Annotated in this window: 20 protein-coding genes; 14 read left to right on the top strand and 6 right to left on the bottom strand. The window is 64.8% G+C overall.

Annotation, left to right across the window (positions count from 1 at the left end; genetic code table 11):
* The 6 genes from SR858_RS10415 to SR858_RS10390 are packed head-to-tail and all read right to left on the bottom strand — an operon-like array spanning window position 1 to window position 5331.
* On the bottom strand, window positions 1-645 hold the full coding sequence (locus tag SR858_RS10415) for a type IV pilus modification PilV family protein (protein WP_019920718.1): 645 nt from the start codon (window positions 643-645) through the stop codon (window positions 1-3).
* The gene (locus SR858_RS10410) at window positions 635-1255 is read right to left on the bottom strand and encodes a pilus assembly FimT family protein (RefSeq protein ID WP_019920717.1); all 621 of its coding nucleotides are present in this window, start codon (window positions 1253-1255) and stop codon (window positions 635-637) included. The genes SR858_RS10415 and SR858_RS10410 overlap by 11 nt, the downstream gene beginning before the upstream one ends.
* Window positions 1256-1282: 27 nt before the next feature.
* Window positions 1283-1813 (bottom strand): type II secretion system protein, encoded by a 531-nt coding sequence (locus SR858_RS10405; protein ID WP_019920716.1) that lies wholly within the window; start codon window positions 1811-1813, stop codon window positions 1283-1285.
* 51 nt (window positions 1814-1864) lie between these two features.
* Entirely contained in the window at window positions 1865-2386 is a 522-nt protein-coding gene (locus SR858_RS10400) for a prepilin-type N-terminal cleavage/methylation domain-containing protein (protein WP_084669833.1), read from the bottom strand.
* A gap of 10 nt (window positions 2387-2396) precedes the next feature.
* Entirely contained in the window at window positions 2397-3626 is a 1230-nt protein-coding gene (locus SR858_RS10395) for a type II secretion system F family protein (protein ID WP_019920714.1), read from the bottom strand.
* Between the two features lies 1 nt (window position 3627).
* Window positions 3628-5331, bottom strand: coding sequence for a GspE/PulE family protein (locus tag SR858_RS10390; RefSeq protein ID WP_019920713.1), 1704 nt, complete (start codon window positions 5329-5331; stop codon window positions 3628-3630).
* Between the two features lie 176 nt (window positions 5332-5507).
* On the opposite strand from SR858_RS10390, the gene SR858_RS10385 reads away from it, so the two are divergent.
* The 14 genes from SR858_RS10385 (at window position 5508) to SR858_RS10320 (ending at window position 21053) form a co-directional block, all read left to right on the top strand.
* The gene (locus SR858_RS10385; protein ID WP_019920712.1) at window positions 5508-6224 is read left to right on the top strand and encodes an ABC transporter ATP-binding protein; all 717 of its coding nucleotides are present in this window, start codon (window positions 5508-5510) and stop codon (window positions 6222-6224) included.
* Entirely contained in the window at window positions 6221-7180 is a 960-nt protein-coding gene (locus SR858_RS10380; RefSeq protein WP_019920711.1) for an ExeA family protein, read from the top strand. Before SR858_RS10385 ends, SR858_RS10380 begins: the two co-directional genes overlap by 4 nt.
* Window positions 7181-7244: 64 nt before the next feature.
* The gene (gene mshL / locus SR858_RS10375; RefSeq protein WP_019920710.1) at window positions 7245-9095 is read left to right on the top strand and encodes a pilus (MSHA type) biogenesis protein MshL; all 1851 of its coding nucleotides are present in this window, start codon (window positions 7245-7247) and stop codon (window positions 9093-9095) included.
* Window positions 9092-11152: a tetratricopeptide repeat protein gene (locus SR858_RS10370; RefSeq protein WP_322534545.1), complete on the top strand. Its 2061-nt coding sequence runs from the start codon at window positions 9092-9094 to the stop codon at window positions 11150-11152. Before mshL ends, SR858_RS10370 begins: the two co-directional genes overlap by 4 nt.
* Before the next feature lie 7 nt (window positions 11153-11159).
* Complete coding sequence (locus SR858_RS10365) at window positions 11160-12872, top strand: GspE/PulE family protein (RefSeq protein ID WP_019920708.1); 1713 nt, start codon at window positions 11160-11162, stop codon at window positions 12870-12872.
* Window positions 12872-14074 carry a type II secretion system F family protein gene (locus SR858_RS10360; RefSeq protein ID WP_019920707.1) on the top strand — a complete coding sequence of 401 codons (1203 nt, stop codon included), beginning with the start codon at window positions 12872-12874 and terminating at the stop codon, window positions 14072-14074. Before SR858_RS10365 ends, SR858_RS10360 begins: the two co-directional genes overlap by 1 nt.
* A 7-nt stretch (window positions 14075-14081) precedes the next feature.
* Complete coding sequence (locus tag SR858_RS10355) at window positions 14082-15677, top strand: hypothetical protein (RefSeq protein ID WP_019920706.1); 1596 nt, start codon at window positions 14082-14084, stop codon at window positions 15675-15677.
* A complete protein-coding gene (locus SR858_RS10350; protein ID WP_019920705.1) occupies window positions 15674-16447 on the top strand; it encodes a hypothetical protein in 774 nt (257 codons plus the stop codon). The genes SR858_RS10355 and SR858_RS10350 overlap by 4 nt, the downstream gene beginning before the upstream one ends.
* A gap of 86 nt (window positions 16448-16533) precedes the next feature.
* Window positions 16534-17265: a hypothetical protein gene (locus SR858_RS10345; protein WP_019920704.1), complete on the top strand. Its 732-nt coding sequence runs from the start codon at window positions 16534-16536 to the stop codon at window positions 17263-17265.
* A gap of 197 nt (window positions 17266-17462) precedes the next feature.
* Window positions 17463-18194, top strand: a complete 732-nt coding sequence (locus SR858_RS10340; protein ID WP_026637077.1) for a hypothetical protein — start codon at window positions 17463-17465, stop codon at window positions 18192-18194.
* Window positions 18195-18202: 8 nt separating this feature from the next.
* A complete protein-coding gene (locus tag SR858_RS10335) occupies window positions 18203-18913 on the top strand; it encodes a type II secretion system protein (protein WP_019920702.1) in 711 nt (236 codons plus the stop codon).
* Window positions 18910-19689 carry an ABC transporter permease gene (locus SR858_RS10330; RefSeq protein ID WP_154819787.1) on the top strand — a complete coding sequence of 260 codons (780 nt, stop codon included), beginning with the start codon at window positions 18910-18912 and terminating at the stop codon, window positions 19687-19689. Before SR858_RS10335 ends, SR858_RS10330 begins: the two co-directional genes overlap by 4 nt.
* Complete coding sequence (locus SR858_RS10325; protein ID WP_019920700.1) at window positions 19689-20417, top strand: hypothetical protein; 729 nt, start codon at window positions 19689-19691, stop codon at window positions 20415-20417. The genes SR858_RS10330 and SR858_RS10325 overlap by 1 nt, the downstream gene beginning before the upstream one ends.
* A gap of 54 nt (window positions 20418-20471) precedes the next feature.
* On the top strand, window positions 20472-21053 hold the full coding sequence (locus SR858_RS10320; protein WP_019920699.1) for a prepilin-type N-terminal cleavage/methylation domain-containing protein: 582 nt from the start codon (window positions 20472-20474) through the stop codon (window positions 21051-21053).
* The last annotated feature ends 20 nt before the right edge of the window (window positions 21054-21073 follow it).

Below are 21073 nucleotides of genomic sequence, written 5' to 3'. Positions count from 1 at the left end.
TCATCGCGGCACCAGGTTCGGCGCGTAGCGCGTGCGGTAGCCGTCGAGGCGCACGAAGTCGTTGGCGCCGGTACCGTAGGTGGTGATGATGGTGATCTGCAGCGCGTTCAGTGCGGCGGCGCTGGACGCGATGGTCGCACCGGCAGGCCCCAGCGCACCGACAAAGTTGAGCGTGACAGTGGAGCGGATGGGCGCCAGCGAGGACCTGCCCATGGTGTTGCCGCTGCTGTCCACCCCGAGCGGGCGGCCGCTGATATCGACGTCCACACCATCGGCGTTGGCAAAGGTGGCCTGCGGCGTGCCGGCCACCGTGGCATAATCCGCGACGTTGCCATACGGGCGCGTGGCGCCGGCCGCGCGCGCACCGATTTGTACCGGGAAGGTGCAGGCAGCCTGGTTGGCAACGGTGTCGGCGTTCGGATCGGCGCGGGTGCAAAAGCTGAAGCCCGCCAGTTGCACTTCTTCCATCAAGGCTTCGGCGATCATCAGCGCCTGCTTGCGGCGCAACGGTTCGGCACTCTGGCTATTGCTGAGGTTGATCACGCCGATGATGCCGGCCGCCGCCACGCCCATGATCATCATGAAGACGATCAGTTCGATGATGGTGACGCCGCGTGCACGCCTGGAAAACCGCCTAGAAAACATAACCGGTTTCCGCCTCGATATTGAGCGTGGCGCGCTGGTTGCCGCTGTCGACGTTGAGCGTCAGCCGGGCAAAGCTGGAGGCGCCGCCGACGGTGTCGTTGCGGTTGAACGGCCGTCCGGCCGAATCGAAAAAGAAAAATCCGCTGTCAGCCATTTCATTGCGCGCAGCGGTGCTGGCAACGGCCACCGATGGCGGACGGCCGAGGCAGGCCCAGTTGGCGATGTAAAGATTGTCGGGAGCGATGCAGAAAGCGCGCGTGGCGGTGGTGCCATTATTGGCGCCACCGGGCGCCTGGGCCAGGTCGGCGGCCGTATTGCAGACCGTGCGCGCACCCGAAGTCGCATTGACAGCGAGATCGAAGCAGACCGCGAAACCGGCGGGCGTGGAACGCACGAACACCGGGCGGTTTTGCGCGATGGCGAGCTTCTGGGCGTAGCGGATCAATGCCTTGGCCTGATCCGCATACGCCCTGGCCTCGAAGACCTCGCGGTCGAAAAACCGGCTGCCGGCCACTGCGCCCAGGATGCCGATCAGGACCATCACCATGATCAGTTCGACCATGGTGAAGCCGGCGCGGTCAGGGCGCGTGCCCGCCGGAGGCATGAACATCGACTGCCCTCGCCTGCCGGATTGCGATCAGCGGCAGTTGGCGGCGGTTGGAGCGCCCGACACCGTTGGCGCGATGTTGACACCGGTAGATTGCGCGTAAGTCACGAAGCAATTCACCGCAGTTGCTGTACCGGCGATGCCACGTGGAACAATTGCGAAACCGTTGGCGGGAATCGCCGGGGTGGTCGCGGTAGCATTGGTGGCCGCAGCGGCCCCGGGGATGAGGGTGTAATCATCGGCAACCAGACCCGAGGCATCGAACAGGCTCTGGCCGGCCAGAGCATAGCCATTGGCATCCATCTGTACCACGGTGCCCTCGAACGTGGGATTGACAGGATTGACCAGCCACGCACCATGCGCGGTAGCAGCGGTAGAAGCCAGCGCACCACGTACCGCGTTGAGCGACGCCACGCGCGCATCACCGCTCAGGTTCGTAAACCGTGGCAACGCCACCGCAGCCAGAATACCGAGGATCACGATCACCACGATCAGTTCAATCAGGGTAAAACCCGATTGAGCGCCACGGGCGCGGGTGACAGACATCGCTTGCTTGTTCATTAAACTTCTCCAAATCGGACATTGAATGAGGAAAGGCGACGCGCGCTGGCGTCAGGCTTTCACTTGCTCGATGTCGATACCGACCACCGGGCCGGCGCCCGTTCCCACAGCACCAGAGGTGTTGAGCAAGTGCAATAATTTTACCTTGAATTTCAAGCGCATAGTCTTTGGACCAGAAAAAGTTTCTGAATTATTTAACAAATACACGACGCTTTTGTCGCTGCGGTCGAAGCACCAGTTACCGGCGCCAATCTGCGCGTCCGAGGGCGAATAGTATTCTCCTGCATAATTGACAGGCTTGCTCTTTAACCAAGTGAATGGATTTTCTTCGGCCAACATCGTTAAATCTAAACTGCCGCCCGGCAACTTGGCTTGCTCCAACCGAATTTGCAGCGTGGATCTCAGGTTGGCAACAGTTGTTTGCAAAGAAACACGCTCGGCCTGCACCTGGTAATACGCCATGCGGTCGAGCAGCACCGCTGCCAGCACGCCCACGACGACGACCACTACCGCGAATTCCAGCAGCGTGTAACCGCGTTGTTTTGGCGTCACAAATATTGTCATCGGGTTCATGGTGGCGCGCCTAGTGCGGCAGCGCCGCCTTGCCCAGGTCCCAGATCGGCAGGAAAATACCGAGCGCCAGGATCAGCACCATGATGCCGAGGAACACGATCATGATCGGTTCGATCTGCGCTGACAGGGTCTTGAGCTCGTAATCGACTTCGCGCTCGTACATTTGCGCCACCTCGTCCATCAGGTCGTCGATGGCGCCGCTCTCCTCGCCCACCGCGATCATTTGCAGCACCACCGGCGTAAATACAGCGGCAGCGGCAGCCGTGCGCAGGATGCTGTCGCCGCGTTCCACGCCGTCGCGCATCTGCTCCACGCGCGCCGACAGGTAGGCGTTCTCGACTGTCTGCGACACCACCGTCAGCGCCTGGACGATGGGCACGCCGCTGCGCGAGGACAGCGCAAAGCTGCGCGCAAAGCGCGCCAGCGTGGCCTTGAGGATGATCTTGCCGGCCACCGGGATGGTCAGCTTGAACTTGTCCCAGCGATAGCGCCCCGCGGTCGTGCGCACCCAGCTGCGGAAGCCGAAGATGCTGACCGCCGCCAGCGCCGCCAGCAGCGGCCAGTAGCGCACGGTGAAGTTGGAGAAGCCGATCAAAACGCGCGTCATCAGCGGCAATTCGGCATGCATGCTGGCAAACACGCCCGCGAACGCCGGAATCACGAACATATTGACCACCACCATGGCAGCGATCATCGCAAGCACCACGAAACTCGGATAGCGCAGCGCGGTTTTGACGCGGTCGCGCATGTCGCGGTCGAATTCCAGGTGGTCGAACAGGCGCAGGAACACTTCTTCCAGGCGGCCGGTCATCTCGCCCACCCGCACCATCGACAGGTAGAACGGCGTAAACACGTCCGGGTGGCGGCGCATGGCAGCCGACAGTTCGCGGCCCGAATCGAGCGACTCGCGCAAATCCTTGATCACCTTGCCGAACGATTTGCTGACCGCCGACTCCTGCAAACCGGCCAGACCGCGCATGATGGGCACGCCGGACTTGAGTAGCGTGTACAGCTGGCGGCTGAACAGTTGCACGTCCATCGACGTCACCTTCTTTTCCAGCAGCTTGGCCCACCAGCCCTCGCCATCGTCGGTCACGCGCTTCTGGGTGACGGTGATCTCGATCGGCGTCAGGCCGGTGTTGAACAGCTGGTCGGCCACGGCGCCGCTGTCGGCCGCTTCCAGCACACCTTGCATCAGTTCGCCACGCGCGTTGCGGGCCTTGTAGGCGAAATACGGCACGTCATTCCTCGATCTGGTTGCTGATGCGCATCGCTTCCGCGATGGTGGTGCGGCCCTGCACCACCAGTTGCACGGCGTGGCGGCGCAGGGTTTCGCCAGCCATTTGCTGCTTCGCCACTTTCAGGAAGTGCGACGGATTCGGATCGTTGGCGGCATCGACCACGGCGCGTGTCATTTCCAGCAATTCATAGACGCCGGTACGGCCGCGATACCCCATGCCGTTGCAATGCGAACAGCCCTTGCCGTGGAAGTAGCGCGCCATGTCCACCTTGTCATTCAGTTCCAGGCTCAGCCATTCGCGCTCGGACGGCGTCGGTTCGTACGGGGTGGTGCAGCTTTCGCAAATGGTGCGCACCAGGCGCTGGGCCAGCACCGCCTGCAGCGAGCTGCCCACCATGTAGCGCGGCACGCCCATGTCCATCAGGCGCAGCGGCGTGCTGACGGCGTCGTTGGTGTGCAAGGTGGACAGCACCAGGTGGCCGGTCATGGCGGCGCGCAGGCCGATTTGCGCGGTTTCCTGGTCGCGCATCTCGCCGACGAGCACGATGTCGGGATCCTGCCGCAGCGCCGAGCGCAGCACGCGGGCAAAGTCGAGCTCGATCTTTTCGTTGACCTGCACCTGGTTGATGCCGGATAAGCGGTATTCGACCGGGTCTTCCACCGTGATCAGCTTTTTCTCGACCGAGTTCAGTTCGGCCAGCGCGCAATACAGGGTCGTGGTCTTGCCGCTGCCGGTGGGCCCGGTCACCAGCACCAGGCCATTGGGGCGCTGGACGATGGCGCGGAATTTCTCCACCAGCGCGCGCGGCATGCCGATGGCGTCGAGCCGCAACTGGGTGCCGCCCTGGTTCAGCAAACGCATCACCACCGATTCGCCGTACTGGGTGGGCATGGTCGAAATCCGCACGTCGATGCGCTGGTTGCGCACGCGCACGGCAAAGCGGCCGTCCTGCGGCAAGCGCTTTTCGGAAATATCGAGCTCCGACATCAGCTTCAGGCGCAGCGCCAGCGACGGTGCGATCTTGATATCGGTTTCGGTTTGCAGGTGCAGCACGCCGTCGATGCGGAAGCGGATTTGCAGCCGCCCCTCTTGCGGCTCGATGTGGATGTCGGACGCGCGCACCTGGGCGGCATCGTCGAACACCGACTGCAGCAGCTTGACGATCGGTGCCTCTTCCAGGTTCGGGTTGGCGGCCAGCGCGCCGAAGTCCACCGAGATGTCGCCCAGATCCTGCTCGAGCTCGCGCGCCAGGTCGGAGATGTCCTCGGTGCGGCGGTAGATGCGGTCGATTACGCCCAGCACCTCGGTCTCGTTGACCACCGCCAGCTCGATCGGCTGCTTGACGATGCGGGCGATCTCGTCGTACGCGAACAGGTCGGTCGGATCGGAGATACCGACCAGCAGCGTTCCCTGGCGGTCTTCCAGTACCAGTGCGCGGAAGCGGCGCGCCTGGGTCTCGGGCAGGCGCCGCACGATCTCGGGATTGACGTTGAAGAATTTCAGGTTCAGGTAAGGAATGTTGAGCTGGCGCGCCAGCGCATTGGCAATCTGTTCCTCGGTCACATAGCCGTTCTCGACGAACACCCGGCCCAGCTTGCGGCCACTGCGCTTTTGCTCGGTCAGCGCCAGTCCCAGTTGCTCTTCAGACAGCAGCTTTTGCTGTACCAGGATTTCCCCCAGCCTGACTTTTTCCGGCCTTGCCATACCTGCTCCTTGTGAGATTCGCGCGGGCATCAAGAAATACCCTAAGACAACTTGCCAGACATTCTAGACGAGAATGTGACATTTGCGATGAAGAAAGACGAAACGATGTCGCATTCCGCGCACGGATACGCTACAGTGTTACCTTGTTTCCCACCGGCTATTCTCCCCCTGCATCAATGACTGAAACTGCCCTGTGCTTCCAGCAAGTTGTCAAACGCTATGGCCAGGCCTGCGTGCTGCAAGGAGTCGATCTGGCGGTGCGGGCGGGCGAATGTTTCGGCCTGGTGGGCGTGAATGGCGCCGGCAAGACCAGCCTGATCAAGTGCCTGCTCGATTTCTGCGCGCTCGACGGTGGCGAGATCGCCATTTTCGGCCAGCCGCACGGCCGCCCGGCCAGCCGCGCGCCGCTGGGCTTCCTGCCCGAGCGCCTGACACCGCCTTACTACCTGACCGGCGCCGACTTCATCAAGTACCTTATGACCTTGCAGGGGTTGAAGGTCGATGCAACGGCGGTGACCACCATGCTGGCCGCACTCGACCTCGACCCGGCCGCGTTGAAAAAAACCGTGCGCCATTATTCGAAAGGCATGACCCAAAAGCTGGGCCTGGCCGCCTGCCTGCTGTCCAATAAACGCCTGTACGTACTGGACGAGCCGATGAGCGGCCTCGATCCAAAGGCGCGCGCGCTGTTGAAACAGCAATTGCGGGCCTTGCAGCAGCGCGGCAGCACGGTGTTTTTCACGTCGCACGCGCTGGCCGACGTCGATGAACTGTGCGACCGCATGGCCATCCTGCACGACGGCGCGATCCGGTTTACCGGCACGCCGGCCGAGTGCCGCGCGCACCATGGCGCCGAGACCCTGGAGCAAGCCTTTCTGGCCTGCATCGCATGATGGCGACCACGGCAATGTACCAGGACCACTTCGGGCTGCGCGAGACACCATTCGGCATCACGCCCAACCCGGCGTTTTTTTACGCCGGCAACACGCGCGGCGATATCCTCGAGGCGCTGCTGTACGCGGTGTGCCACGGCGAAGGCATCGTCAAGGTTACCGGCGAAGTCGGCACCGGCAAGACCATGTTGTGCCGCATGCTGGAAAGCCGCCTGCCCGACCATATCGAGGTGATCTACCTGGTCAACCCGAATCTGAGCGCGGTCGAAGTGCAGTATGCGATTGCGGCCGAGCTGGGCCTGGCCACGCGCGGCTACCGGGTCGATGAAATCCAGCGCGCCGTGCAGACGCACCTGATCGGCCTGCATGGCCAGGGCCGCAACGTGGTGCTGCTGGTGGAAGAGGCGCAGGCCATGCCGCTCGACACGCTGGAAGCGATCCGCCTGCTGACCAACCTGGAGACGGCCAGCAGCAAGCTGCTGCAAATCGTGCTGTTCGGGCAGCCCGAGCTGGACCGCCACCTGGACTTGCCGTCGATGCGGCAACTGAAGGAGCGCATCACCCACAGCTTCGAGGTGCCGGCCATGGCGCAGTCGCTGGTGGCGGAATTCCTGGCGTTCCGGCTGGCCGCGGCCGGCCACGACGGCGCACCCGTGTTCAGCAGCGATGCGGTGCGGCTGATCGGCGACGCCTCGGAAGGTATCGTCCGGCGTATCAATATTTTGGCGGACAAGGCGCTGCTGGCAGCGTTTGCCGACGATGCGGCAACGGTGGAAGCGCGGCATGCCCGGCTGGCGATTGCCGAGTCGCCGTTCCGGTCGTACCGGGCGCTTCAGCCTTGGCACCGGACACGGTTTGCAGGCTTGCAACCACGCACTGTTGTAACGGCGTGTTTGCTGAGCCTGCTATTTGTTGCAATCTGTTGGAGCGTCCTTGCGACGGCTTCCGAATTGTAAGATCATGGTCGTTAAAATTGCAAATTTACAATATCCTGCAGTGTCACCGGGCCGGAAAGACTCAATGAAAAAACTAGCCTGTTCGCTTGTACCGCTGTTCCTGCTGGGGTGCGCCACCCGCGCATTGCCGCCCTCGTCCACCCATATTTCGGAAGCGCCGCGCGCAGCCGGGGCGATTCCCGAGCCGGTGCGCCAGAGCGCCATGCTGCCGCCACCGAAGCCGACGGCCAAGGTGGAAACCTATAGCGTGACCGTGCACAAGGTGCCGGTGCAGTCGCTGCTGTTCGCGCTGGCGCGCGATGCCGGCCTCAACGTCGATGTCCACCCGGGCGTGGAAGGCAGCGTCACCCTGAACGCGCTCGACCAGACCCTGCCGCAGTTGCTGTCGCGCATACAGCGCCAGGTGGACATGCGCTACGAGATCAACGGCACCACCCTGACCGTATTGCCGGACACGCCAGAGTGGCGCAACTACAAGGTGGACTACGTCAATATCGCGCGCAGCACCAACAGCAGCGTCAATATCGCCACCCAGATTTCCACCACCGGTGGCGGCGGCAGCGCGTCCAACCCGGTGGGCGCCACCACCGGTACTGGCCAGGGTGGTAGCACGGGCGGCAGTTCGTTCGGCGGCAACAGTTCGACGAATAACCCGAGCAATAACTCGACCACCGTGGTCAACAATCGCTCGGACAATAATTTCTGGTACAGCCTGGAAAAAAATATCCGTGACATGCTGCGCCCGACCACCATCAACGACAAGCTGGTCGATCCGCTGGCGGCGCCCGCCCCCAGCCAGACCAGCCAGCAGCAAGGAGCGCAGGGCAGCAATAGCCAGCAAAACCAGCAAGGTGCGCCGTCACCGTTCGATGGCGGCGCCTTCGGCGGCAACCGCAACGCCACCACCAACTCGGTCGTGGTCAATGCCGAGGGCGGCCTGATCGCCGTGCGCGCCACCAATCGCCAGCACGAGAAGATCCGCGAGTTCCTCGACATCGTGCTCGGCTCGGCCAAACGCCAGGTGCTGATCGAAGCGACCGTGCTCGAAGTCAAACTGAGCAACAACTACCAGCAGGGCATCAACTGGTCGACCATCTCCGGCGGCGGCGTCAGGTTTACCCAGCAGGCGGTGGGCCAGACCGGTTTGCCAAGCGGCGTCAATCCCGGCACCAGCCCCGGCGCCTTCCTGCTCAATTACTCGGCGACAGGCAAGCTGGGCAACCTGACGGCGGCGATCCAGTTGCTGGAATCGTTCGGCAAGGTCAAAGTGCTGTCAAGCCCGAAAATCAGCGTGATGAACAACCAGACCGCGCTGCTCAAGGTAGTCGATAACAACGTGTTCTTCTCGATCAAGGTGACGCCGGCCGTGCTGGGCACCAACGGCAACCCGATTTCGCAGGCGGTGTACGAATCGAAGCTCGAGACCGTGCCGGTCGGCTTCGTCATGAGCGTAACGCCGCAGATCGCCGACAACGATGAAGTGACCATCAACGTCCGTCCCACGATTACCCGCATCGTCGGCTACGTCAACGACCCCAACCCGGCGCTGGCCGATGCCAAGGTGGTCAGCCGGGTGCCGGTGATCCAGGCGCGCGAACTGGAATCGCTGATGAAAGTGCCGAGCGGCCAGATCGCCGTGATGGGCGGCCTGATGCAGGACAGCGTGGACAACCTCAAGGATGGCATCCCGCTGCTCTCGAGCGTACCCGTGATCGGCGACCTGTTCTCGTACCGTAATGAAACCAGCACCAAGACCGAGCTGGTGATCTTCATGCGGCCGGTGGTGATCAAGGACGCCAGCGTCAACGGCGACTACAAGAATTACCGCGACCTGCTGCCGGGCGAGCCCGACAACGAACCGTACCCGGTACCGTCCACCTACCCTGTCCCTACCGCCAAGGCCAACGGATCATGAGCTTGTTAATGCAAGCGCTCAAGAAAGCCGAGCGCGCCAAACAGAATGCCGCCGGCGACACCGAGGTGGACCGGCCGTCGCGCGAGTTCGACGATATCCTGGCGTTGACGCCGGAACCTGCGCCCGCGCCTGATGGTGGCGGTGCTCGTGCCGGTGCTGGCCTTGCTGGTGCTGGCGCCGGTTCCGGTGACGGCGGTGATGGAGCCAGCCGTATTGTTGCTGGCGGTGCCGGTACTGCGGCGGCCGCCCCAACAACCGCGACTGCCGCAATGACCGGGGCGGCAGCGGCCAAGCGGGAGCTGAGCCTGGACTTCGAGCCATCGTTCAGCCTGGAGCCGACCTCACCGACCATCGCTGCCGCCGCCAGTTCCACCGCTCGCCCGATGCCGGACCCGGTGCCGCCAAACGCACCGCAGCAGGAATCCGGGCTGTCCTTCGATCTTGCGCCCGATCCGGCCGCGCCGCGCGCGCGCGGGGCATCGGCAGCGGCCGATGCCAGCGCCGGTAACGCAGGCGGTGGCGCCAGCGGCAGCCCCGCTTCATTTGGCGCCGACGCCGCAGGATTCGATGGCGCAGGCCTGTTGGCAACCGACACTTCGTTCGGTTCGGGCGCCGGCCCTGTTTCCGGCTACTCGACCGACTTTGCTGCCCCGTCCAGTTCTGCCGCCGGCCCGGGTTCCGGCTATGCAGCCGACTTTGCTACCCCGCACGGTAACGGTCCCGGTTCCGGTCCTGGTTCCGCCTTCGGATCGTCAGCCGCGTCCGGCTCGGCAACTGCCGGCACTGCGCGCAGCGCGCCATCTGCCAACGTCGATCCGATCACCGGCGAGCCGGCCCACTCCGCTGCATCGGCAACCGCCGCAGCCACTGCCGCCAGCGCAGCGGCACAAGCCAAGCCACGCGCTACGCCGCGTACCGGTGGCGCAAATGGCAACGGCAGCAGCAACGGCAACCACGCCACACCACGCGCCCGCGCCCGCGCGGCAGCCGCCGGCAATGCCGAGCCGCCGGGCATGGACCCGGAACGGCTGCGCCTGATCGGGCTGCTCTCGGTCCTGGCGCTGATCATTCTCGGCTTCGGCTATTACTACTGGCAAGCCGTGATGGCGCCGGGCGCCGGTTCGCGCCTGCCGCCGGTGGCGATGCCGCCTCCGGGTGCAACTGGCGCCACCGGCGCGGTGCAGATCGTCGGCCCCGCCGGCGCGACCGATCCCGCAGCGCTTGGCAATGGCGTCGATGCGTCGGGCGGCGATCCGTCGGGCGGCGATCCGTCGGTTGCCGGCATGCTGGCGCCCTCCCCCATGAGCGGCATGAGCCGCGCTGCGCGCGACGACCTCGAACGCCGCCTCGAACGCACCGAGCAGGAGTTGGCCGCCACCCAGCAGGCGATCCAGGCGCAAGCGAACATGCCGCGCCAGGAGCGGCTGCCGCCCGTGGCCGCGCCCGACAATACCGACATCCGCGTGGCGCGCACCGTGCAACCGGCGCGGATTGCCCCGGCGCTGGAAAATGCCTACGAGCTGTTGCGCATCGGCGACCTGTCCACCGCCCAGCAACAATATGAAACGGCACTGCGCCAGGACCCGAACAGCCGCGACGCCCTGCTGGGCATGGCTACCGTGGCCGCGCGCCAGAACCAGGGCGCGCAGGCATCGAGCTACTACCTGCGCCTGCTCGAACTCGATCCCAACGATGCCACGGCCGTGGCCGGACTGGTGGGATTGAGCGGCGGCGACGCCGGACAGAACGAGCGGCGCCTGAAAGCCATCCTGACCAGCAATCCCGATGCCGGCCCGGTACTGTTCGCACTCGGCAACCTGTACGCGCAACAAGGCCGCTGGCCCGACGCGCAGCAAACCTATTTCCGCGCCTACACGGCAGCGCCGGACAACGCCGACTATGCCTACAACCTGGCCATCGGCCTCGACCGCCTGAACCAGGGCAAGCTGGCGCTGACCTATTACCAGCGCGCACTGGCGCTGGGGCAGGACAAGCCGGCCGGTTTCGATCGCACCGCGCTGCGCCAGCGCATGCACGAGCTGAGCGGAGCGCACTAGGAGTTCCATGGCAGAACAAGCAAAACTCCCGCTCGGCAAGCTGCTGATCCAGAAAGGCGTGATCAGCGAAGACCAGTTGCGCATCGCGCTGATCGAGCAAAAGCGCAGCAACGAGCCGCTCGGCAAACTCTTGATCACGCTCGGCTTCGTCACCGAAGCCACCGTGCGCATGGCGCTGTCGGAAAACCTCAACCAGCAAAGCGCCGATCTCACCAGCCTGGTGGTGGATGCGATCGCATTGAAACTGATCCCGAAGGAAGTGGCCAAGCGCTACCGCGTGTTTCCGATCGTCTATGAGCGGCAAACGGACAACCTGATCCTGGCCATGTCCGACACCAGCAACATCGTCGCGCTCGACCAGATCAGCGCCATGCTGGTCAAGGGCATCACGATTACGCCGCTGCTGGTCAACGAGTCGGACATTTCACGGGCAATCGACCAGTACTATGGCTTCGAACTGTCGATCGACGGCATCCTGCACGAGATCGAAACCGGCGAAGTCAATTACGCCAGCATGGGTTCCACGTCCGACGAGTACAGCCAGCCGATGGTGCGCCTGATCGACGCGATCCTGGCGGACGCCGTGCAGAACAGCGCATCGGACCTGCACTTCGAACCGGAACAGTCGTTCCTGCGCATCCGTTACCGCATCGACGGCATCCTGCGCCAGATCCGCAGCCTGCACAAGTCGTACTGGCCGGCCATGGCCGTGCGCTTGAAGGTGATGTCGAACATGAATATCGCCGAGACGCGCGCGCCGCAGGACGGCCGCATCTCGATCAAGTTCTCGGGCCGGCAGATCGACTTCCGCGCGTCCGCGCAACCGACCACGCACGGCGAGAATTTCGTGCTGCGCGTGCTCGACCGCCAGAAGGGCATCGTGCCGCTCGATGGGCTCGGCCTTGGCGAAGCCGAACTGAGTTTGTTAAAACTGATGATCGCGCGGCCCGACGGCGTGATCCTGGTGACCGGCCCCACCGGCTCCGGCAAGACCACCACGCTGTATTCGATCCTCAATCACATCAACACCGAGAGCGTCAACATCATGACGCTGGAAGACCCGGTCGAGTACCCGATGAACATGATCCGGCAGACGTCGGTCAACGAATCGGCCAAGATGGGCTTTGCCGAAGGCATCCGCTCGATGATGCGGCAGGATCCGGACATCATCCTGGTGGGCGAAATCCGTGACCAGGAAACCGCGGAGATGGCCTTTGCCGCCGCCATGACCGGCCACCAGGTGTATTCCACGCTGCACACCAACTCGGCGATCGGCGCGATCCCGCGCCTGCTCGATATCGGCGTGCTGCCCGACATCATGTCAGGCAACATCATCGGCATCATCGCCCAGCGCCTGGTGCGCAAACTGTGTCCGCATTGCCGCCAGGCGCACCTGGCCGACGATATCGAGCGCCAGTTGCTGGGACTAGGCGAGGACGCACCGCCGCAAACCCTGTACCGCGCGGTCGGTTGCGACCGCTGTGCGCACCAGGGCTACAAGGGGCGGATTGCCATCATCGAATTATTGAAAATGACGCCGGCGCTCGATGAACTGGTGGCGCGGCGCGTGTCGTCGCGCGAGCTGAAAACGGCAGCAGCGGCCGGCGGCTTCCACAGCCTGATCGACGACGGCGTGCGCCGCGTGCTGGAGGGCGTGACCACGCTCGAGGAAGTGGGCCGCGTGGTCGATCTCACCGAGCGCCTGGGGAGGCTGCACTGATGCCCCAGTATTTTTACCGCGCCATGAATACCGCCGGCCAGATCCAGCCCGGCAATATGGATGCATCCAACGAGCCGGACCTGGAACTGCGCCTGCACCGCATGGGGCTGGACCTGATCGACTGCCGCGTCTCGCGCGCGCGGGTGGTGGCGCTCAAGCGCGTGATCACGCGGCGCGACCTGATCAACTTCTGCTTCCACATGGAGCAGCTGACCGGCGCCGGCGTACCGATCCTGGAAGGCTTGAACGATTTACGTGAAAGCATCGACCATCCCCGCTTTCGCGAGATGATCACGGGCCTGATCGAAAATATCGAAGGCGGCCTGCAGCTGTCGGCCGCCATGGCCGCGTACCCGGAAGTGTTCGACCACACGTTTACCAGCCTGGTGATGGCGGGCGAGCAAAGCGGCAAGCTGACCGAGGTGTTCAAGAATTTGTCGGAAAGCCTGAAGTGGCAGGACGAGCTGGCATCGCAAACGAAAAAAATCGTGATGTACCCGGCGGCGGTGGGCCTGTTCGTTACCGGCGTAACGTTCTTCCTGATGATCTACCTGGTGCCGCAGCTGACCAGCTTTGTCAAAAACATGGGCAACACGCTGCCGCTGCACACCAGGGCGCTGATCTGGGTGTCCGGCATCTTCATCAATTACTGGTACATCATCGTGGCGCTGCCGATCGTGGCGTACGTGGGCCTGCGCGCCTGGCTCGGCCACAGCGAACATGCGCGTTTTGTTGCCGACGGTTTCAAATTGCGGGTGTGGCTGATCGGCCCGGTGCTGCACAAGATCATGCTGGCGCGGTTCGCCACGTTTTTTGCCATGATGTATGCGTCCGGCATTTCCATTCTCGAATGCCTGCGCCTGTCGGAAGGCATCGTCGGCAACCGCGTGGTCGCCAGCGGCCTGCGCCGCGCCGGGCAGCTGATTTCCGAGGGACAGGGCATTACGGCGGCATTCCAGAACACCGGTATTTTTCCGCCGCTGGTGATCCGCATGCTCAAGGTGGGCGAAACCACGGGCGCGCTCGACGGCGCACTGCGCAACGTCGCGTACTTCTACAACCGCGAAGTCAAGGAAATGATCGAGAAAGTGCAATCGATGATAGAGCCGGCCATGACCGTGATCCTGGGCCTGATGGTGGGCTGGATCATGTTGTCCGTCATGGGCCCGATATACGACACGATCAGCAAGATCCAGACCTGAGGCTCCCGTGCTGAACCGACATGTACTCTATCTGAGCAACGACTGCCTGACCGCCTGGCGCTGGCAGCGCGGCCGCCTGCTGGGCGGCGCCAGCTTCACCAACGACAGCAGCGGCATCGACGCCCTGCTCGATTATCTCGACGACCAGCGCGACATGCCGGTGGTGCTGCTGGCCGACCTGATCGAGGAAGACTTCCAGCGCCTGCACCTGCCGCACGTGGGCGGGCGCGCCGGCGCCAAGCTGATGCAGCGGCGCCTGGTGCAGCAATACCGCGAAACGCCGTTCCGCCACCACGAGGTGCAGGGCCGCGAGCCCGGCGGCCGCCGCGACGACATCGTGCTGCTGTCCGCGCTGACCAATCCGTCGATCGTGTTGCCGTGGGTGGAGGCGCTGGATCAGGAGCGCATTCCGCTCGCCGGCTTGTATTCGACCACCTTGCTCAGTGAACACCTGGTGAAAAAGCTGGGGTTGCTGGATCAACACTTGCTGCTCGTGACCCAGCAGTCGGCAGGCTGGCGCCAGAGCTATTTCCAGCGCGGCCAACTGAAATTTTCGCGCCTGACGCCAGCCATCGACCGCGACGGCGACGCTGTCAATGTCGGTACCGAAACCGCCAAGACCCAGCAATTTCTGACCAGCGTGCGGCTGTTCGCGCGTGGCAGCGTGCTGGAAACCGTGGTGATCGCACAGGGCGAGCAATTGCCGGCGCTGGAAACGCAGTGCGAGGATGGCCCGGAAACCGCGTTCCGCTTCCTGCCGCTGGCACAGGTGGCCGACCGCCTCGGTCTCAAGATCGAAGCGGCCAAGGCGCATGACAATAGCGCCGCCCTGGCTGATTCCATGCTGCTGGCCCTGCTGGCCAAAACCCAGCCGGCCAGCCACTACACACTGGGGCCGCTGCGCCGCTACTTCCAGCTGTGGCGCGCGCGCCGCAACCTGTACTACGCGGCCGGTACCGTGGCCGTGGTGGCCGGATGCGCGGTCGGCATCAACCTGTGGCAAACCTGGGATGCCCGCGCCGACCGCGCGCAGCTGGCGCACGAAGCGCAGCAGTTCGACCGCCGCTACAACGAGGTGATGGCTGCCATGCCGCCGCGCGTAACATCGACCGCCAATATGCGCGCGGCCGTCAATGTCGAGCGCATGCTGGTGCTGCAGGGACCGTCGCCGTGGCAGATGGTGTCCATGGTGAGCGCCGCGCTGGAACAGTCGCCGCAGATCCGCCTGCTGCAACTGGGCTGGAAAGTGGATTTGCCGGGCCAGCCCACGACCGGCGCGCCGGTGCTGGTCAACGGCAGCACCGGCGCGGCAACGGTCACGCCGATGTCGTCGCTGCTGGCCGGCATTCCGGCGCGGCCACCGCAATCGCTGCAGGTCGAAGCGGAGATTTTGTCGCCCGAAGATGATTACCGCAACGCCGTCAACACCATGAACCAGTTCGCCCAGCAACTGGCGGCCAACCCGCGCCTGCTGGTGCAGGTGGACAAGCCGCCACTCGACACCCGTCCCACCGTGCGCCTGGACGGCAAGGCCGGCGCCGCCACGGCCTCCGGTTCGAGCACCCGCGCCAAATTCACCCTGAACCTGGTGTGGAAGCCATGAACGCAAATTCAGTCAATCCAGTCAATCCAGCCAACCCGGCCGCCGGTGCCAAAAAGGCCGCGAACACGATCGCGCTGCCGTACTGGATCGCCGGCTTTGCCCAGATCCGCACTGCCGCGCTGGCCGCGCTGGCGGCGGTCGTCATCGGCGCCACGCTGGTGGCGGTGACCGCCGCCCAGCGCCACGAAGCCGACGAAGACCTGCAACGCACCCAGCGCCTGCGCGACACCGCCCATTCGCGCTACGCACACGTCGATAACGAAAAGCGCGACATCCGCAACTTCCAGCAACGCTACGTGGAACTGCGCCAGCGCGGGCTGATCGGCGACGAGCGGCGGCTGGAATGGGTCGATGCGATCCGCCAGGTGCAGGAAGAACTGCAACTGCCGCCGCTCAGTTACCAGATCGAGCCGCAGCAACCGGTACGCCTGGAAGCCGCGCTCGACCTCGGCGACTACCAGTTGCGCGGCAGCCGCATGCGCCTGCACATGGAACTGCTGCACGAGATGGACTTGTTCGATTTCCTCGCCGGCCTGCACGCGCGCGGCTTTTTTGCGGCGCAGGATTGTTCGCTCAAGCGGCTGGCGACAGCCGCTGGCGGCCAGGTTAGCCAAGTTGGTCAACTGAGCCAACTAAGCGAACCGGGCCAGTCCGGCCAGGCCGCCCTGGGCGGCAACCTCGGCGTCGACTGCACGCTGAACTGGATCACCATGGCGCCCGCGCCCCTCGCCGCACAGCCGCCGGTGCTGGCCACGGGAAGGCAGCCATGAGGCGCGTTGTCGTATTACCGCCGCTGCTGGCCTCGCGACGCACCTGCTTGTTGCGCCCACTGCTGGCCATGAAACGAGTTTTCTGCTTGCTTCCGCTGCTGGCCTTGCCTTTGGCGCAGGCTCAACCGGGACTGGGCCGGCTGTTCAATACGCCGCAGGAACGCCAGACTATCGACGCCAGCCGCAATAAAGCGGCCGGACCGGGTGCCGCGTATCCGCGTGGTGGCGCCGGCTTGACTGGCGAAATGGCGCAGACTGAGGTGCAGAGGATGGCTGGCGGGGTACCGCAATCCATGCAGCAGGGCCTGATGCCCGGGATGCCGCCGGGGATGCAGATGCCACCAGCGGCCGGCATGGAGCAGGGAACGCGCCCCGGCCTGGCACCCGATGTCGTGCCTGACCTGCCGCCCAATATACCGCCCGGCATGCGGGCCGAGATGATCGCCATGGCCCGCGCCGCCCGTGAACTGGCGCCAGCGCCAAACCAGGCAGCGGCCATGGCGCAGCACCAACAGCAACAACAGCAACCGCCGCAAATGGAGCAGATGCAACAAATGCAGCAAATGCCCATGCCCGGCTCGGTAGCCGATACGCCACCGCCTTCCGAACAGCTGACCATGAACGGCGTCCTGCGCAGCAGCACCGGTCGCAGCACAGTCTGGCTCAACAACCAGCCGCAGCGCGGCGCCGCCAACAAGTTCACCAACCGCGACAGCAAGGCGGTCACAGTCACGCTGCCGTCGGGCAAGCGCATCGTGCTGCGACCGGGCCAGCGCTACGACCTGTCCGACGGCCGCGTGAAAGACGTCAACCAATGAGCACCGGCCAGCCCATGCCGGGATATCATCAGCCGTCGGTGCAACCTCGGCCCTGGAAGGCACATCGTTCTGTGGCGCTACAGCTATCTTTGGTGCTACAGCGGACTTTGATGCTAAAGCTGCCTTCCGAGCTCCTGCGGCCATTGGTGCTAACGCAGCCATCGGTCCCACAGCCCCGCCCGGCGCCACGGCGGCCGTTGACGCTACATCCACCGCGGGCGCGCCAGCGCGGCGCGGCACTCTTGCTGCTGTTGCTGGTACTGGGCCTTGGCGCGTCGTCGTTCCTGATCAGCATGTTCAGCCAGCCCAAGGGCGACCTGCGCCGCCAGGCCGTCACCCGCGCCGCACTGGCCGATGCGCGCGAGGCGCTGATCGGCTATGCCATCATCCACCGCCGGCTGCCGCGTCCGGCACAGTCGGCGCTGGACGGGCGCGAAAGCGGCCAGCCGTGCCTTGACGACGCCGCCTGCACCGGCTGGTTGCCGTGGATTACGCTGGGCATCACGCCCGGCGACGGCTGGAACAAGCTGCTGCGCTACAGCGTCTCGCCGGAATTCACCAACGGCAACCTCGACCAGGCGGGCGAGGCTACCAAGACGTTGCTGGACCGCAGCGACGACGGCGGCATTTTTTACCGCGTGGGCTCGGCCAACTGCGTGGTGGACGACCGCTGTGCGCCGGCCGTGATCCTGTCCAGCGGGCGCCACCTGGGCACCAGCCTGGCCGGCATCGAGCAGGCCAGCGCGGTTACCGACAACCTCGACGAACAGGCCAACGCCGAAGCCGTGCGCGATTTCATGGCGCGCGCCGCCACCGACGATGTGCGCAGCCTCGGCGGCAGTTTCAGCAACGAGCTCGGCTGGGTGCCGCTGCGGCTGATCCGCCAACGCCTGCGCGCTACCGCGCCCGTCACCAAATCACCTCGATAACTTTGCCCATGCCATTACGCCACCGTTCCCGCCAAGCCGGCTTCACCATCGTCGAAATCGCCATCGTGCTGCTGGTGGTCGGCCTGATGATCGGCGGGCTGGTGGCGCCACTGTCGTCGCAACTGGAACAACGGCGCGTGACCGATACCCAGCGCGCGATGGAAGACGCGCGCGAAGCGCTGTTCGGCTTTGCGCTGCGCAATGGCTACCTGCCCTGCCCCGCCATTTCCGCCATCGACGGCCGCGAAGACCGTGCCGGCAGCATCTGCAACAAGCGCTACGGCTACCTGCCGTGGGCCACGCTGGGCGTGCAAAGGCTCGACGGCTGGGGCCGGGTGTTGGCCTACTCGGTCACGCCATCGTTTGCCAACAGCGTCAGTTTTTTCACGCTGAACTCGCCGCGCGACATCACGGTGGCCACGCGCGGCATGGACGGCCAGATCATCCCGGCGTCCGACGCCAACGACATCCCGGCCGTGATCCTGTCGTTCGGCCGCAACGGCTACGGCGCCACCAGCGACCAGAACACCCAATTGCTCGACGCCGGCCAGGGCAATATCGACGAAAAGACCAACCTCGCTGGCGAAGGCGTGGCGTTCGTCACCCGCCCGCCCAGCACCGATCCCCGTGCGCCCGGCGGCGAGTACGACGACCTGGTGTTGTGGATGTCGCCGAATGTCCTGATCAACCGCATGGTCGCGGCGCAAAAACTGCCATGAGACGCATGCACCTGTCCATGGCTGTCACCATCGCCCGCTACACGCTGCTCGAAGCGCTGCGTAATCGGCTGCTGTGGCTGCTGATCGCCGCCGCGCTGGGCGCGGTGGGCCTGGCCGGTTTTCTGCAGGAACTGGCGCTGACCGAAAGCCAACAGTTGCAGGCGGCATTACTGGGCGCCGTGCTGCGGATGGCCAGCGTGTTTCTGGTGGCTACTTTTGTGATCACCAGCATGGTGCGTGAAGCCAGTGACAAGGGGCTGGAAATGCTGCTGGCCTTGCCCATGCCGCGTGCCGTGTACCTGGCCGGCAAGCTGGCCGGCTTCGGCATTCTGGCCGTGCTGCCGGCACTGCTGTTCGGCGGCCTGGCGCTGGCCCTGGCGCCGCCGGACCAGGCCGCGCTCTGGGCATTTTCATTGCTGTGCGAGTGCTGGATCGTGGCCGCCTTCAGCCTGCTATGCGTGCTGACCTTGCAGCAGGTGCTGCCGGCGCTGGCCGCAGCAACGGCGTTTTACCTGATGGCGCGCGCCATCGGCGCCCTGCAACTGATGAAACAGGCGGGCGCCACGGCCGATACGCTGGGCCAGCACGTGCTGGGGGGTGGCATCGACCTGCTGCGCCTGCTGCTGCCGCACCTGGACCGGTTTACCCGCAGCGACTGGCTGGTGTACCACGGCGGCAGCGGCGCCGACCTGCTGGCGATCGTGGTGCAGACCGCGCTGTACGTGGCTCTGATGGCCGGCGCCGGCCTGTTTGATCTTTACCGCAAGCAAATTTGATGGCGGCCCCGCAAAAGCCATTGACGGCGGTGCCGCGCGGCGTGTGGCTGCTGCTGGTGCTGGCCCTGCTGCTGAACATCGGCTGGCAAGCCAGCCGCCCGCTCGATACGGCACGGGCGCGGGCGCTGCCGCCGGCGCCGTCGAGTGCGGCGTTACAACTGGCGGCGCTGGGCGAGCCGGTGGCGCTGGCGCGGCTGACCATGCTGTACGTGCAGGGTGCTGACGAGCAGGCCGGCGTCAGCGTGGCGTGGCGCGAACTCGACTACCCCACCGTGATCGGCTGGCTGCAACGCGTGCTTGAGCTCGACCCGCGCGGCCAGTCGCCGCTACTGGCCGCCAGCCAGGTGTACGGCGCCGTCGGCGACCCGACGCGCGCCCGGCTCATGCTCGACTTCGTCCACGCCCGTTTTGCCGAAGATCCCGACCGCCGCTGGCCGTGGCTGGCCCATGCGGCGCTGGTGGCCAGGCACCGTCTGCACGACCTGCCGCTGGCACGCGCCTATGCCCGCGACATCCGCCTGTACGCCACATCCCCCCAGGTGCCGGACTGGGCGCGGCAACTGGAAATCTTCATCCTGGAAGACATGAACGAGCTCGATGCTGCCCGCACCCTGGTCGGCGGCCTGCTCGACAGCGGCCAGGTCACCGATCCGCGCGAACTGAAGTTCCTGGCCGACCGTCTGCAACAGCTTCAGCAGCAGCAACAGAACCACCCCACCGGGCGTTAGCGCTGCGGTAATATGTCGATAGATCTACAAGCTGTTTTAAAGAAAGGATTTCCCATGCGCGCATTCCGTCACTCCTTACGCCAGCCTGCGCGGCAAGCCGGCTTTACCCTGGTGGAAATTGCCATCGTGCTGGTGATCATCGGGCTGTTGCTCGGCGGCGTGCTCAAGGGGCAAAGCCTGATCGACAGCGCCCGCGTCAAAAACATCATCCAGCAATCGACCTCGCTCACCTCGGCCGTCAACGCCTACCAGGACAAGTTCCGCGCCCTGCCCGGCGACGACGTGCAAGGCACCACCCACGCGCCCGGGGCCACCGGCAACGGCAATGGCGACGGCCAGATCGCCGAATACCTGCTGGCGCCGCAACACCTGGCGCTGGCAGGCTTCATCACCGGGTCATTCAACGGCACCACCGACTTCATGACCAGCGCCCAGGGCGGCGCCGTGTATATCTACAACGACGCCGTGGGCGGACGCGGCGGCAACGGCGTGCGCCTCGACAACCTGCCGGACGGTTTCGCCGAGCAGATTGACAGCAAGCTCGACGACGGCAAGTTCGACACCGGCTCGGTGCGCGCCACCGCGCCCTACACCAACAACGGCAGCGTGATCCAGCGCACCGCCGTATTCTTCTAGCGCAGGCCGGCCCAACGACC

Source organism: Duganella zoogloeoides, assembly GCF_034479515.1.
Classification (GTDB): domain Bacteria; phylum Pseudomonadota; class Gammaproteobacteria; order Burkholderiales; family Burkholderiaceae_D; genus Rugamonas; species Rugamonas zoogloeoides.
The sequence above is the reverse complement of the archived record's forward strand: the minus strand, read 5'-3'. Positions and strand labels throughout refer to the sequence as shown.

Bases quoted from the DNA above. Each gene is read 5' to 3' on its own strand.
- SR858_RS10320 (WP_019920699.1), top strand. From the start codon at position 20,472: ATGCGCGCATTCCGTCACTCCTTACGCCAGCCTGCGCGGCAAGCCGGC.
- SR858_RS10330 (WP_154819787.1), top strand. From the start codon at position 18,910: ATGAGACGCATGCACCTGTCCATGGCTGTCACCATCGCCCGCTACACG.
- mshL (WP_019920710.1), top strand. From the start codon at position 7,245: ATGAAAAAACTAGCCTGTTCGCTTGTACCGCTGTTCCTGCTGGGGTGC.
- SR858_RS10350 (WP_019920705.1), top strand. From the start codon at position 15,674: ATGAACGCAAATTCAGTCAATCCAGTCAATCCAGCCAACCCGGCCGCC.
- SR858_RS10360 (WP_019920707.1), top strand. From the start codon at position 12,872: ATGCCCCAGTATTTTTACCGCGCCATGAATACCGCCGGCCAGATCCAG.
- SR858_RS10370 (WP_322534545.1), top strand. From the start codon at position 9,092: ATGAGCTTGTTAATGCAAGCGCTCAAGAAAGCCGAGCGCGCCAAACAG.
- SR858_RS10335 (WP_019920702.1), top strand. From the start codon at position 18,203: ATGCCATTACGCCACCGTTCCCGCCAAGCCGGCTTCACCATCGTCGAA.
- SR858_RS10385 (WP_019920712.1), top strand. From the start codon at position 5,508: ATGACTGAAACTGCCCTGTGCTTCCAGCAAGTTGTCAAACGCTATGGC.
- SR858_RS10365 (WP_019920708.1), top strand. From the start codon at position 11,160: ATGGCAGAACAAGCAAAACTCCCGCTCGGCAAGCTGCTGATCCAGAAA.
- SR858_RS10415 (WP_019920718.1), bottom strand. From the start codon at position 645: ATGTTTTCTAGGCGGTTTTCCAGGCGTGCACGCGGCGTCACCATCATC.
- SR858_RS10325 (WP_019920700.1), top strand. From the start codon at position 19,689: ATGGCGGCCCCGCAAAAGCCATTGACGGCGGTGCCGCGCGGCGTGTGG.
- SR858_RS10405 (WP_019920716.1), bottom strand. From the start codon at position 1,813: ATGAACAAGCAAGCGATGTCTGTCACCCGCGCCCGTGGCGCTCAATCG.
- SR858_RS10380 (WP_019920711.1), top strand. From the start codon at position 6,221: ATGATGGCGACCACGGCAATGTACCAGGACCACTTCGGGCTGCGCGAG.
- SR858_RS10400 (WP_084669833.1), bottom strand. From the start codon at position 2,386: ATGAACCCGATGACAATATTTGTGACGCCAAAACAACGCGGTTACACG.
- SR858_RS10390 (WP_019920713.1), bottom strand. From the start codon at position 5,331: ATGGCAAGGCCGGAAAAAGTCAGGCTGGGGGAAATCCTGGTACAGCAA.
- SR858_RS10410 (WP_019920717.1), bottom strand. From the start codon at position 1,255: ATGTTCATGCCTCCGGCGGGCACGCGCCCTGACCGCGCCGGCTTCACC.